The sequence below is a fragment of the Nocardia sp. JW2 genome, from assembly GCF_051843015.1.
GTDB lineage: Bacteria > Actinomycetota > Actinomycetes > Mycobacteriales > Mycobacteriaceae > Nocardia > Nocardia coubleae.
The window spans coordinates 139519-153382 of sequence record NZ_JBPXLK010000004.1 but is presented as its reverse complement, the minus strand read 5'-3'; the positions used below and the strand labels follow the sequence as shown (position 1 = coordinate 153382).

Here is a 13864-nt window from a genome sequence, read left to right as displayed (position 1 = left end):
CGCGGCCCGGACGCTCAGCCCTCCTTGACCAGGTCCGGCTCCTCCTCGGCCATCACGGCTTCGCCGCGCGCGACCATGCCCGCCTCGTCGGACAGCGTCAGGTGCGGGATGAACAACGCGAGCGCGAACGCGAGGATCGCACCGGGGATCAGGTACCAGAAGCCGGGGACCAGCGCGTCGACGTAGGCGCCGACGATCGCGTCGTGCAGCTTGTCCGGCAGGTTCTTGACCACCGAGGGGATCAGCGCGCTCGGGTCGATGTTCGCCGCCGCCGCTTCCTGCCAGTTCGCCTGGAAAGCGCCGGTGAGATTCTCGGTCAACCGGCCGGTGAAGATGGAACCGAAGATCGCGATGCCGAGCGCGCCACCCATCTCACGGAAGTAGTTGTTGGCACTGGTCGCCGTGCCGATCTGGTCGGGGGCCACCGCGTTCTGCACCACGAGCACGATGATCTGCATGATCAGGCCGAGGCCCGCGCCCATGACGAACAGCATGGCCGAGACCACCCACATCGAGGTGTTCGCGTCCAGCCGGGTCAGCCACAGCATGTCGATGGCGATGAGGGCGGCGCCGATGGGCGGATACACCCGGTAGCGACCGGTCTTGGTGATCACGTTCATCGAGGTGATGAGCGTGAGCATCATGCCGATCATCATCGGGATCAGCAGCAGACCCGACACCGACGCGGAAGTACCGCTGGCCATCTGCAGGTAGGTCGGGATGAAACCGATCGCCGCGAACATCACCAGGCCGACCAGGAATCCGATCACCGAGGTGAGCACGAAGGTGCGGTTGCGGAACAGCCACAGCGGCAGCATCGGCTCCTCGGCACGCGACTCGACGAAGACGAACGCCGCGACCACGACGACGAACGCCGCGATCATCGACAGCATCACCGTCGAACCCCACTCGTACTGCTTGCCGCCCCAGTCGGTGATCAGGATCAGCAAGGTGGTCGCGGCCGACATCAACACGATGCCCAGGTAGTCGGGCCGGAACTTGGGTCGATGGCTGGGGATGCTCAGGTAGCGGAAGGCGATGAACAGCGCGGCGATGCCGATCGGCACATTGATCCAGAAGCACCAGCGCCAGTCGAGGTGGTCGGCGAACAGACCGCCGAGCAGCGGCCCGGCGACCGAGGTGATGCCGAAGACAGCGCCCATCGGCGCCATGTACTTGCCGCGGTCCTTGGCAGGCACCACGTCGGCGATGATGGCCTGCGCCAGGATCATCAGACCGCCGCCACCGACACCCTGCAGGCCGCGGAAGGCGATGAACTCCCAGAACCCCGTCGACGCGGCGGCACCGACGGAGGCGGCGGTGAAGACGGTGATCGCGAACAGGAACAGCCAGCGCCTGCCGAACATGTCGCCGAGTTTTCCGTAGATCGGCATCACGATGGTCGTGGCGAGCAGATATGAGGTGGCGGTCCAGGCCATGTGGGAGACCCCACCCAGTTCGCCGACGATGGTCGGCATCGCGGTGCCGACGATCATCTGGTCGAGGCTGGCCAGGAACATGCCAGCGATCAGCGCGGAGAAGATCAGCCAGATCCGCTTCTGCGTCAGGACGATCGGGGTCGGCGGCGAGTCGGCCGTCGTGGTCATCGGAGCGTCTCCCTTGTACTGTCGTCCGGCCGATCGAACAGCCGGGCGGCCATGGCGCAGTGCTCGTGCAGCGCTGCGGCGAGCGACCCGTTCGGGTCCGCGGCCAGCGACATCGCCGCCCGCGTGGTGATGGTTGTCATGATTCCCGCGGTGAGCGAGGCGAATTCGGGCTCGACCTCGGCACCGAGCCGCGCCGAGAGGAGTTCGGCGGTGGCGGCTTCCAAACGGGCGCCGGAGGCGATGAAGGCGGCGAGCACTCTCGGCTCGGCGGTGATCAGCTCGGTGACCAGCGAGATACCTTCGCGCACTTCGTTTTCGGGCTGGAATCCGGCGGCGTGCAGCCAGGTGAGGTCCTCGATGAGCACCCCGGTCGGACCGCCGGCGACGAACTCCTGCCGCGCTTCGGGCGTGCCGATGTCGCCGATCGGGCCGACCACCGCGTCGAGCTTGGTGTCGTAGTAATTGAAGAAGGTGCGCGGCGAGACGCCGACCGCCTTGGCGATGTCGTCGACGTTGGTCGCGTCCAGCCCGTGCTCGACCGCCAATCGCCGTGCGGCAAGGCACAGTTCGATCAGGGTCCGCTGCTTCTTCTGTTCACGCAGACCGATCGAGGGCTGCTTGGCCGGCTCGGAAGACATGCCGCCAAGTTAGCACAAACTGCAATTTTTCAGAAACTGCAACTACATGAGCTCAGGCCTCGGCGGTACGACCCGACAGCGGCATCGCGGGCAGACCGAGCTTGCGGTGGTCCCAGGACCTGACCCTGGTCTGGTCGACCCGGATCACGATGCGCTTGTTCATCATCTGCTCGACGAACGGATGGACCTCGGGGCTGTACGGGCCGACGTAGCGTTCGTAGATGTCGATGGCGGCCCGCCAGTACTCCTCGTCGTGTGTGTCCTCGATCAGGTGGGCGGTGCCCTCGATCGATACGCCACGCAGCTGGTCGTAGGTGTCGCCCGCTTCGGCCATGCAGGCGATGGTCGGATCGCGGCGCAGGTTCACCGCCTTCTGCGATTTCGACTTGGTCTCGAAGTAGACGACACCGTCGATGTGGCCGAACCACATGGCGGTGAGGTGTGGTTTTCCGGACCGGTCGAGGGTGGCCAGCGTGAGCACCCTCGTGCTGTCGAGAAACTCCGCGATTTCCAGCGCATTCATCCGCACCACGGCTCGCTGATCGATCCCCACTACTGGCCACCTTCCGGTCCTGGTCACTTTCCGCCGACCCTACTCAGCCGAGCAGCGCACCGCGGTCGGTCTGCCTACGTGCGGGTTTTCGGGGTCGCGGGTGGGGTCCGTGCCTCGTTGCGGTGCTGGTCCCACCAGGAGGCGCTTTCCTGCTGGGCGGCCTCCTGGTCCTTGGACGGCGCCGGTGTACTCGGTATGCCGAGGACCCTGAGTCGCCAGTCGTCCTGCGGGATGGCGGCCACGATGCGCACGGGGACGACCGCCGTGAGCAGCAGGCAGTTTCCGACGCAGACCATCAGACAGATCGGGGGAACCGAGACCACGATCGCGGTCGCGAGAGTTCCCATCTGGATCGGATCGCGCGAGATGGACACGACATTGCCACAGATGCTGGCCGCCACGGTGACGAGGAGCAGCAACTCGTAGAACCGGACGAGGGACGTGGCCTTCTCGTCACGGATGCCGACCAGCGTGATGAAAGTGCAGGCGACCAGCGCGACCGTCAGACCGACGACGAGCGGCCACAACCACGTCAGGTGCTCCGGAACCCCCGCCACCGCCGCGAGAGTCGAGGTGAAGGTGAAGGATGCGATCGCCGCGGCGACAACCAGTACCGCCCCTAAACCGACCAGTAGCTTCGGCACCGTCACTGGAACAGGACGAGGGAAACGGTCCGAGTGGTCCATCGGGCTCCATTCTACGGGCTTTTGGCCGCCAAATACGCAGGCACTCAACAGAGTACGGGCACGCGGCGGGCCGCGCCGCGAGCGGACCGAGCGGACACCGTAAAGTCCCGTCACACACGATTCGCAACAGTATTTCGGCGCGCGGCACCGGATCCGGCGATCGGCGCGAAGCCAGGGTCAAGCCGTGGTTTTTTCGGGGTACCGGCCCTGGGAGAATTGTGGAACTCTTCCGCTTCACGCGGTCCCGATCGAACCCCGGGATCGACTACACCGAAGCGAAGGACCACCGAACTCATGCGAATCGCAGGACTGACCGCCCTCGCGGCGGGCGCACTGATCCTCCCAGCCACCTTGGCTCCCACGGCCTCGGCGGAGGTGGAGGACATCACCATCTACGCCTTGGGCAGCGAAGTGCCCGTCGCCTGCGACTATGTGGGTGCCAACTGCACGGTCATGGCCCGGATGTTCGGCGCCGACTACGCACTGCCCGCCACCGTCACGATCAACGGCAGCGAGCTCACCTCACCCGAGCGCCTCGACTACCCGGACCGGCAGCGCAGCGCGATCCGCGGCACCTGGCGCCCGCCGGCCAAGGGCACGTACACGATCGTGGCGACCCAGGGCTCCTCCACCAAGACCCTCGTCGTCGAGGTCACCGGTGACCCCCAGCTGGGCAGCGGCTCGGCGGGGCTGCCCAGCGGTTCCAGCTGAGCCTTCTCCCCCATCGCCACCGCTGGGCATTCCCGTCGCCGCCCGCACGATCCGGCCTTGGTGAACGCCACGCGGGGCGAACGCATTATACGATCGTATTCCCGATTATGCGCTCGTATTGACTCTTGTTCACTGAGTACGATATCCGGATGCAGCCGATCACCAACCCCCTCACCGCGAACGACGACCTCACCGCGAAGGCGCGTATCCGCAACGCGGCGCTCACCCTGTTCGCCAGCGAGGGCGAAGCGCGAGTCACCATGCGGGCGGTCGCGGGTGCCGCCGGCGTGACCCACGGTTTGGTGCAGCACTACTTCAAGACGAAGTCCGGTCTGCGTGCCGCCTGCGACCAGCTGGTCGTCGATTTTCTCGAGCAAGCGGTCGCCAGCGCGCCCACCGAGGGGACACCCAAGGAAGTCGCGGCCGCACGCGACGCGGCGGTGTCGCAGATGTTCGCGTCGAATCCCGAGGTGGCCAACTACCTGCGGCGCGCCATCCTCGAGGGTGAAACGTCCGGGTCGATGCCGTCGGTCCTCGACGTCGTTCTCGATTCGGCTCAGCGCGCACTGGGCAGTCTCCGCGAGCGGGGTGTCGCGTCGCAGTCGAGGGCCGAATCGGCGCAGCTGCTCGAGGTGATCGTGCGCCAGGCGTGGGAATTGATCATGCAGCCGCTCACCGCCACTGTGTGGGCACGCATCTCCGACGAAGACGGTGGCCACACACCCCGTTTCGCGATTCAGATGGTCGACGACTGAGCCGAAGGTCTCGCACCGGCTCGCCAAGGATGAGCCCGCCTCCGCGAGTGCGGAGGCGGGCTCGACGGCGTCGTTGGGCGGCTCAGGCCTGTCGACGCCGGGTTCTGGAGGAATTACGGCAGAGCCGCGCAGTTACTCGGTGCCGGAGCACCTGCCAAGCGCTCGGACAGCCAGTTGTGGGCTGCCAACAGCGACGGGGGGTAAGGCAACTGGTGGCTGACGACCGTGCTCGGCAACAGCGGCGGCAACCAGGTGGTGGGCTCCAACTGCACGGTGGCGCCGCGAGAGCACCAATCGACGGCGAGCTGCCGCACCTGGTGATAGGGAATGGCGTCGTCGTTGGTGCCGCCCGCGACCAGAACCGGGGCAGCGGGGGCGAGGCTGCCGATGCGCTGCTGCTCGACGATGGCGTTCAGTTCGGGGTTGGCGTCGAGCACCTCCAGCATGGTCCGGCCGCCGGCGGTGTAGAGGGTGGCTGGTCGCAGCATCGTCCGCATGGACATTTCGCCGATGCAGGTGTTGGCGACCTCATGAAGCATCGCCTTACCCGCGTCGCTGGTGACCCGGTCGATGACCGGGACCACTTCGGGATAATCAGCGGCGAACCCGTTCAGGACGTAGCCGAGCAGACCCGGGACGAACCCACCGACCTGGCCGGGCACGACGCCACTGATCGCGGCGCCCTGCATCACTTCGCGCAGATCGGCCGGGGGCGCACCGGTGTATGTTCCGCGCAGATCCAGTTCGGGAGCGTACTGACCCTGGAGTTCGGCAGCCGCCGCGGCCGCGCCACCACCTTGGGAATAGCCGAAGATCGCACTCGGGCGCACCACTCCGGTCAGCGCCTGTGCGGCCCGGATCGCGTCGAGGACGGCATGCGCTTCGGCGAGCCGGTTGACGTAGTCGTGCACAGCCGGGGTGCCCAACCCGTGATAGTCGGTCACCACCACCGCCATTCCACGCGCGAGCAGGGAGTAAGCGGTGAGGACTTCGTAGCTGAACCACAGGTCCAGCGGCGGTTCATAGTGGATGAGTTCGGCGAAGCCCTTGGACGGCGCGCACTGGTCGCCCTGACCTTGGGTGCCGGGCGCGACGGCGACCAGCGGCCGGGGACCCGGCCCGTTCCAGGGCAGAGTCGGCTCGAGATAGGTGCCGGTCACGGCGGCGGGCCTGCCATGGGTGTCGGCGCTGAGATACATGATGCGCGTGGCATTCGCGGGAATCTGGCCGTCCTGCCCGGGCACAGCGAGTGCCAGCGCGTACGGTTCACTGCGCAGGATCGTCCCCGGCGCGGCATCGGGCAGCGGATCCGGCGGCAGATAGAAGTCGGTGGGCGCGGCGGACCCGGTCCCGGGCGCGGCATGCACCGCACCGGCGAAACCCAGTGCGCCGACCCCCACCATGATCACGGCGAGCAGCATCCGCACCAAGAACAGGTCCGACACGAAGCGGCGTAGCGCGCGTCGCGCGCGCACTGCGCCGGACGAGGTCGCCTTGTCGCGTCGGGGAGACGTCAGCGTTGACGTCAGCGTGGAAATCATGAGGTCCTCCAGGTAGAGGGAGCCGGCCCCACCGTCGGCGACGCTGCGGCTGAGGGTCCCGGGTGTGGCGCTAGGCGTACATCGCGGCGATCCGGTCGGCGTATCCGGCGCCGATCGGCTTACGCCGCAATTTGGTTGTGGGCGTGAGGAAGTCGCTGCCCGGCTCCCAGACATCGGGCAGCACCGTGAATCGCTTGATCTGCTCCACCCGGGACAGCGTGGCGTTGGCGGCGTCGATACCGGTCCGCACCGCGTCGAGCACCACGGGATTGCCCGCGAGCTCGGCGACCGAACCCGTCAGGCCGTGCTGCTCGGCGAAGGCCGCGATCGCGTCGGGGTCGAGCGTGATCAACGCCGTGTTGTACGGGCGGCCGTCACCGATGGCCACCACCGGACCCGCGAACGGGATGTGGGCGACGATGGCGTTCTCGATATTGGCGGGCGACATGTTCTTGCCCGCCGCGTTGATGATCAGTTCCTTCTTGCGATCGACGATGCGCAACGAACCGTCGTCGTCGAAGGAACCGACGTCACCGGTGTGCAGCCAGCCGTCGGCGTCGATGGCCTCCGCGGTCTTCTCCGGGTTCTTGCGGTACCCGCGCATGATCATCGGTCCACGCGCGAGAATCTCACCGTCCTCGGCCAGCTCGATCTCGGCGAGTGGTACCGGGGTGCCGACGGTACCGATCTTGACCTTGCCCGGGCGGTTGATCGTCAGCGCGCACGTCGCCTCGGTCAGCCCCCACGCTTCACACACGGGAATGCCCAGTCCGACAACGAATTCCAGCGTCTCGACCGGAATCGGCGCGGCAGCCGACACCGCGAGCCGCAGATTGTCGACACCGAGCTCGCGTCGGACCTTCCCCAGGATCGGCGCGGCGACACGATGCTGAATCCTGGTGAGGGCGTCTGGTGACCGGCCGATCGTATTGGTGTGTGCGACTCGCGTTCCGACGCCGATCGCCCAGTTCAACAAGGTGCGGGTGAGGGCGCTCTCCTTGGCGACCTCGGCCTCGAGCCCCGCTTTGACCTTGACCCAGATGCGCGGCACTCCGAGGAACAGTGCCGGACGCACCTCGGTGAGTGCCGTGACGACCTGCTTGGGGTCGGCCACCGTCGTGATCCGGACACCGGTGCGCAGCGAAAGGTAGTGGGTCACCCAGCGATTGGCCATGTGCGCGTCCGGCAGATAGGACACGACACCGTCGTTTTCGTCCATCCCACCGGTCGACTCGAAGAGTTCGTCGATCAGCTTCGCGCTGGCCATCTGGTTGGCGTGGGTGATCTCGACGCCCTTGGGCATGCCGGTCGTACCCGAGGTGTAGACGATGGTCAGCACATCGTCCGGGGTCACCGCGCGCCAGCGCGCCTCGAAGTCGAAGCCGGCGGCGGGCAGGGCTTCGACGTCGGCGAGGCTGAGTACGCCCGGCACGTCGTCCAGGCACATGATGTGTTCGACTCTGCCGCCGATTTCGGCAGCCGCTCGGACCTGAGGGAGGAATGCGGCCTCGCAGATCACGACTTTGGCGTCGGCGTTGTCGAACTGGTAACCGAGGATGTCGGGCGGGTTCGTGTTGTAGACCGAGAACGGTGTAGCGCCGGTGTGCAGCACCGCGGTGTCGCACAGGTGGAACTCGGGCCGGTTGGTGAGCATGATGGCGACGCTGTCGCCACTGCCCACGCCGAGGCCTGCGAGCCCTGCGGCAATCGAGCGGACACGGGTGGCGTATTCGCCCCAGGTGATCACCTGGGCATCGCCGATCGTGCGCAGCGCGACGGCGTCGGGGTGTGCGGCAGCGGTGTGCTGGAATGCCTCACACATCGTGCGGAAAGCGGGCGGGGTTGTCGTCATGTCACGCCTGCTCGTCAAAGCGAAGGCTGTCGGGGACGAGGAAACGGGGGCCGTAGAAGTCGGCGAGATGGTCGGCGCGGGCCAGGAAGGCGCTGTGGCCGCCCGGGTAGCCCTTGATGAATCGGCGCACGCCGCCGGACCAGGCGGGGAAGCCGATGCCGAAGATCGACCCGATATTGGCGTCCGCGTCGGAGGCGATCACCCCTTCGTCGAAACACTTCTGGGTTTCGAGCACCTGGATGAAGGTGTAGCGGTCACGGAGGTCCTCGAAGGGCACCGAGAGTTCCCGTGTCGTCGACCATTCCTCGCGCAGTCCGGACCACAATCCGGTGCGTTTACCGTCGCTGTAGTCGTAGAACCCCGAGCCCGCGCTCTTGCCGGTGCGCTCGAACTTGTCCATCAGTGTGGTGACGACACCGTGTGCGGCACTGACGGATTCGGCCAGCGCCACACCATCGGCCGCACTGGCCGCGATGGTCTCGTCCATGATCTTGCGGATGGTGCCGAACGACAGTTCGTCGGCGACCTGCAGCGGCGCGGCCGGGTAGCCGGCCTGGAAGCCGGCCTGCTCGATGACGGCGGGGTCGATGCGCTCGGTCAGCATCGTCATCGCTTCCAGCAGATACATGCTGAACACGCGCGTGGTGAAGAACCCGCGACCGTCGTTGACCACGATCGGGTACTTCTTGATCGCCAGCGTGTAATCGATGACGCGGGCGAGAGTTTCGTTCGAGGTCTTCGCACCACGGATGATCTCGATCGGCTGCATGGCCTCGACCGGCGAGAAGAAGTGGATGCCGATGAAGTCCTCGGGACGCTGCACACCCTCGGCCAAGCCGGTGATGGGCAGCGAGGAGGTGTTGGAGCCGAGCACCGCGTCGGCGTCGACGATGGACTCGACTTCGGCGAATACCTTGTTCTTGAGTTCGGTGTTCTCGAAGACGGCTTCGACGACGAAGTCCACGCCGGCCAGGTCGGCGGCATCCGCGGTGGGCTGGATGCGGCCGAGCAGTTCGGCCGATTTCTCCTCGGTGGTACGGCCCTTCTTCAGCGCCTTGACCTCGAGGTTCTCCGAGTACGCCTTGCCCTTCTGCGCGGCCTCGAAAGAGATGTCCTTCAGCACGACATCGATGCCCGCTTTCGCGGTGACATAGGCGATGCCCGCGCCCATCATGCCCGCGCCGAGGATGCCGACCTTCTTCGGCTTGCGCACCGGAATACCCTCGGGCCGGGAGCCGCCGCCCTGCACCTGCTGTAGATCGAAGAAGAACGCCTGGATCATGTTCTTGGCGACAGGGCCGGTGACCAGGCTGGTGAAGTAGCGCGCCTCGATCTTCTGCGCGGTCTCGAAGTCGACCTGGGCGCCCTCTATCGCCGCGGCCATGATGGCCCGCGGCGCGGGCATGTCGTGCTGGCCCTTGAGCTGCTTGTGCAGGTTCGCCGGGAACGCGGGCAAGTTCGCCGCGAAGGAGGGGGTCGACGGTGAACCGCCGGGAATCTTGTAGCCCTTGGTGTCCCACGGCTGGGCGTTCTTGTCCGGGTTCGCGAGAATCCACGCCTTGGCCGCGGGCACCAGTTCCTCCACCGTGCCGACCAGTTCGTCGACCAGCCCGGTCGCCTTCGCCTTCGCCGGGTTCATCCGGGCGCCGGTGAGCAGGACCTGCATGAGCGCGTTCTGGATGCCGAGCAAACGCACGGTGCGCACCACACCACCGGCACCCGGCAGCACGCCGAGCATCACCTCGGGCAAACCGATGACGCTGCCGCGCACGTCGGCGGCGATGCGGTGGTGGGTGGCCAGGGCCAGCTCCAGGCCGCCACCCAGCGCCGCGCCGTTGATGGCGGCGACGACCGGCTTGCCGATCGTCTCCAGCCGGCGCAGGTCACCCTTGATGCGCATCGAACCGTAGAACAGTTCTCGAGCGTTCTCGGGTCCGGCCTGGATGATCTGTGTCAGATCGGCACCGGCGAAGAAGGTGGACTTGGCGGAGGTGACGACGACCCCGGTGATGGAATCGATCTCGGCTTCGAGCCGATCGATGGTCTGGCTCATCTGGGTCACGTAGGCGTCGGTAAGGGTGTTGGCCCCGGCCGACGGGTCGTCGATAGTGAGCACGACGATGCCGTCGGCGTCCTGGTCCCAGCGAATGATGCTGTCGGTCATGGGTTTCAGAGCCTCTCGATGATGGCGGCGACGCCCATGCCACCGGCGACGCAGAGTGTGATCAGGCCGTAGCGGCCGCTGGTGCGCTCGAGCTCGTCGAGGACGGTGCCGAGCAGGATGGCGCCGGTGGCGCCCAAGGGGTGTCCCATGGCGATGGCGCCACCGTTGACGTTGTACTTCTCGTCCGGAATCCCGAAGTGCTCCTGCACCTTCAGCGCCACCGCCGCGAACGCCTCGTTCATCTCGAACACATCGATCTCGTCGACGGTGAGGCCGGCCAGCGCCAGGGCCTTGTCCACCGCCGGAATCGGGCCCTCGAACATCAGCACCGGGTCCGCACCGCTGGTGGCGTAGGAGACGATCCGGCCGCGCGGGGTCAGACCGCTCGCCGCGCCCGCTTCGGGCGAACCCAGGAGCACCAGCGCGGCACCGTCCACGATGCCGGAACTGTTGCCGCCGGTGTGGACGTGGTCGATCTTCTCCACGAACGGGTACTTCTGGGTGGCGACGGCGTCGAACCCACCGAATTCGCCGATCCCGGCGAACGCCGGATTCAGCCTGGCCAGGTCGGCCACCGAGGAGTTGCGGCGAATGTGCTCGTCGTAGTCCAGGACGGTGATGCCGTTCATATCCTTCACGGGCACAACGGATTTGGTGAAGTAGCCACCGTCCCATGCGGCGGCCGCGCGCTCCTGCGAACGAACCGCATAGGCGTCTACATCATCGCGGGTGTACCCCTCGATGGTGGCCAGCAGATCGCAGGCCACACCCTGCGGGATGAAGTAGTTGTCGTAGGCCGTCGCCGCGTCGTAGGCCATGGCGCCACGATCGCTGCCCATCTCCACCCGCGACATCGACTCCACACCGCCCGCGATCACGAGTTCCTCGAATCCGCCACGGATGCTCGAAGCGGCCATACCGACCGCCGACAGACCCGAACCGCAGAACCGGTTGATCTGCACGCCTCCGACCGTGTCGGGCAGCCCCGCCAGATTCACCACAGTGCGGGCGATGTCCATGCCCTGGTCACCGACGGGCGTCACGCAGCCGAGCACAACGTCATCGATCCGGTCCTCGTCCAGGTCGGGAAACCGCACCCGCAGTTCCTCGATCAGGCCCGTCACCAGGGTGACCGGCTTGACCTCGTGCAGCGAACCGGTGCTCTTGCCCTTGCCACGCGGAGTGCGGACAGCCTCGAAAATGTAAGCTTCAGTAGTCATTTCATGCTCCCTCGGACCGCACTACAGCGAGCGCGAGATGATTTCCTTCATGATTTCGCTGGTGCCGCCGTAGATCTTGTTCACGCGGGCAGCCGCGTAGGCGCGGGCGATGGGGTACTCGATCATGTAGCCGTAGCCACCGAAGAACTGGACACAGCGATCGACGACCGCGACCGCTTTGTCCGCCGCGATCAGCTTGGCCATCGATGCGATGGCCGGGTCGTTGCTGCCGTCGATGTAGCGCTGGATGCAGTAGTCCACGGTGGCCTTGATGCTCAGCACCTCGGCTTTCAGCTCGGCGAGCTCGAAGCGGTTGTGCTGGAACTTGATCAGCGGACGACCGAACGCCTCGCGTTCCTTGGTGTAGCGCAGCGCCTCGATCACGGCGGATTCGGCCATTCCGGCACAGACCGAGGCGATGATCAGCCGCTCGCGGGCCAGCTGTTCCATCAACTGGTAGAAGCCGAGGCCCTCCTGCTCACCGAGCAGGTTCGCCACCGGCACCCGCATATCGGAGAAGAACAGCTCCCTGGTGTCCTGTCCGTGCTGACCGACCTTCTCCAGCACCCGGCCGCGTTCGAAACCGGCGAGATCTTTGGTTTCGGCCACGATCAGCGACACCCCCGCCGCACCCTTGCTCGGATCGGTCTTGGCGATGATCACCAGCAGATCGCAGTGAGTGCCGTTGGAGATGAAGGTCTTCGAGCCGTTGATCACATAGTGATCGCCCTCGCGAATCGCGGTGGTCTTGACCGCCTGCAAGTCCGAACCCGTGCCCGGCTCGGTCATCGCGATGGCAAGCACCAGGTCACCGGAGATGATGCCCGGCAGCCAGCGAGCCTTCTGCTCGTCGTTGGCATAGGTGTTGATGTAGTGCGCGACGATCGGCGAGTGCACGATCCAGCCGGTGGAGGTGTCCTGCGCCATTGCCAGCTCCTCGGCGATCACCGCCGACAAACCGAAATCACCCGCGAGCCCGCCGTATTCCTCGGGCAGGTCGACGCCGAGCAGGCCGGCCGCGCCGAGCTTGTTCCAGAATTCACGGTCGACCATGTGCTGCTTGGACCAGCGATCCTGGTTCGGGGTCGACTCCTTGCGCAGGAATTCCGCCGCGTGCTTGCGCAGTTCGCGGTGCTGCTCGGTTTCCCAGCTCGCGTGATAGTCGGGGAATAGTTCAGACATCGTTGGTGCTACTTTCCGGTTGGTTCGGGGATGCGGACCCCGTTGAGGGGGATGTCGGCGCGTGCGGCGATCGCCTCGAGTTCGGCGATGGTCGATTCCGCGAACGCCGCGTGCAGGCTCTCGTGCGTCCCTGTCGCACCGAAGGTTTCGAGAGTGCGCAGGAAGAAGTGCGGTTCCACCGCGCCGAGTGCGACGTATCCGTCACGGCACGGGTAGATCCCGTAGCCGGGGAACGCGCCGCCGAGTACCGCGTCCGGACCCATCAGGCCATAGCGCACGGCGTCGCCCGCCTGTGCGGCGGCCGCTTCCAGCGCGACCCGATACGACTGTCCCCCACCGGTTTCGCCGCGGTGGACCAGTGCGGCCAGCGCGGTGGAGACGGCGCGTTCGGCGCCGAGCATGTCGGCGATCGGGACCGTCGGCATCCGCGGTGGTGTCAGCGTGGCGTGGACGGCCTGGTAGTTCAGGTCGTGCCCCGCCGTCTCCGGGTCGTCGGCGTGGCCGACGATCTCCACGAGCGACAGCCGGGGGAACCGGCGCTGCGGTTCGGCGAGACCCAGCCTGGCCAGGGCGCTGGGGCGCATCGAGGTGATCAGCACGTCCGCACCGGCCAGCAGTCCGTCCAGTTCGGCGCGGTCGGCCTGCTGTTTGACGTCGAGGGTGCACACGATCTGGTTCGCGATCAGCTTCGCGTACCACTGCGGTGCCCCGACGGCCAACGGATCACCATTGGGCGGCTCCACCTTGGTGACCCGCGCCCCGAGTTCGGCGAGCCGCGCGGCGGCGAGCGGGCCGGGCAGATTCACCGCGAGCGAGACCACCTCGACTCCGGCGAGCGGTTGTGTCATGTCCACCTCCAGTTCGCCGCAGACTATACGTTTGTATTGCTGTTGTGTCTAGCGTATTGCCTTCAATCTGAATGGGTAGTTGCCGCTACAATCGGTCAAGACATCGA

Annotated in this window: 12 protein-coding genes; 2 read left to right on the top strand and 10 right to left on the bottom strand. The window is 66.3% G+C overall.

Annotated elements, in window-relative coordinates; all coding sequences use genetic code 11:
- Window positions 1-14: 14 nt before the first annotated feature.
- The 4 genes from ACSVDM_RS08325 to ACSVDM_RS08310 form a co-directional block, all read right to left on the bottom strand.
- The gene (locus ACSVDM_RS08325) at window positions 15-1607 is read right to left on the bottom strand and encodes an MDR family MFS transporter (RefSeq protein ID WP_357144720.1); all 1593 of its coding nucleotides are present in this window, start codon (window positions 1605-1607) and stop codon (window positions 15-17) included.
- A complete protein-coding gene (locus ACSVDM_RS08320; RefSeq protein ID WP_439263854.1) occupies window positions 1604-2245 on the bottom strand; it encodes a TetR/AcrR family transcriptional regulator in 642 nt (213 codons plus the stop codon). The genes ACSVDM_RS08325 and ACSVDM_RS08320 overlap by 4 nt, the downstream gene beginning before the upstream one ends.
- Before the next feature lie 52 nt (window positions 2246-2297).
- On the bottom strand, window positions 2298-2798 hold the full coding sequence (locus ACSVDM_RS08315) for a pyridoxamine 5'-phosphate oxidase family protein (RefSeq protein WP_439263853.1): 501 nt from the start codon (window positions 2796-2798) through the stop codon (window positions 2298-2300).
- Between the two features lie 74 nt (window positions 2799-2872).
- Complete coding sequence (locus ACSVDM_RS08310; RefSeq protein WP_357144726.1) at window positions 2873-3448, bottom strand: DUF2637 domain-containing protein; 576 nt, start codon at window positions 3446-3448, stop codon at window positions 2873-2875.
- Window positions 3449-3778: 330 nt separating this feature from the next.
- Between ACSVDM_RS08310 and ACSVDM_RS08305 the strand changes: the two genes are divergently transcribed.
- Window positions 3779-4195: a hypothetical protein gene (locus tag ACSVDM_RS08305; RefSeq protein ID WP_439263852.1), complete on the top strand. Its 417-nt coding sequence runs from the start codon at window positions 3779-3781 to the stop codon at window positions 4193-4195.
- Between the two features lie 149 nt (window positions 4196-4344).
- Window positions 4345-4950, top strand: coding sequence for a TetR/AcrR family transcriptional regulator (locus ACSVDM_RS08300; protein ID WP_439263851.1), 606 nt, complete (start codon window positions 4345-4347; stop codon window positions 4948-4950).
- Window positions 4951-5063: 113 nt separating this feature from the next.
- On the opposite strand, the gene ACSVDM_RS08295 is transcribed toward ACSVDM_RS08300, so the two are convergent.
- The 6 genes from ACSVDM_RS08295 to ACSVDM_RS08270 all read right to left on the bottom strand — a co-directional run bounded on the left by ACSVDM_RS08295 (window position 5064) and on the right by ACSVDM_RS08270 (window position 13757).
- On the bottom strand, window positions 5064-6353 hold the full coding sequence (locus ACSVDM_RS08295) for a lipase family protein (RefSeq protein WP_439264017.1): 1290 nt from the start codon (window positions 6351-6353) through the stop codon (window positions 5064-5066).
- A 208-nt stretch (window positions 6354-6561) separates the two neighbouring features.
- Window positions 6562-8343, bottom strand: a complete 1782-nt coding sequence (locus ACSVDM_RS08290) for an AMP-dependent synthetase/ligase (RefSeq protein ID WP_439263850.1) — start codon at window positions 8341-8343, stop codon at window positions 6562-6564.
- Window position 8344: 1 nt separating this feature from the next.
- Window positions 8345-10507 carry a 3-hydroxyacyl-CoA dehydrogenase NAD-binding domain-containing protein gene (locus tag ACSVDM_RS08285; RefSeq protein ID WP_439263849.1) on the bottom strand — a complete coding sequence of 721 codons (2163 nt, stop codon included), beginning with the start codon at window positions 10505-10507 and terminating at the stop codon, window positions 8345-8347.
- Between the two features lie 5 nt (window positions 10508-10512).
- On the bottom strand, window positions 10513-11727 hold the full coding sequence (locus ACSVDM_RS08280; RefSeq protein ID WP_439263848.1) for an acetyl-CoA C-acetyltransferase: 1215 nt from the start codon (window positions 11725-11727) through the stop codon (window positions 10513-10515).
- A gap of 21 nt (window positions 11728-11748) precedes the next feature.
- Window positions 11749-12909 (bottom strand): acyl-CoA dehydrogenase family protein, encoded by a 1161-nt coding sequence (locus ACSVDM_RS08275; RefSeq protein ID WP_439263847.1) that lies wholly within the window; start codon window positions 12907-12909, stop codon window positions 11749-11751.
- Window positions 12910-12917: 8 nt separating this feature from the next.
- Window positions 12918-13757, bottom strand: coding sequence for a CoA transferase (locus tag ACSVDM_RS08270; RefSeq protein WP_439263846.1), 840 nt, complete (start codon window positions 13755-13757; stop codon window positions 12918-12920).
- Window positions 13758-13864 lie beyond the last annotated feature (107 nt).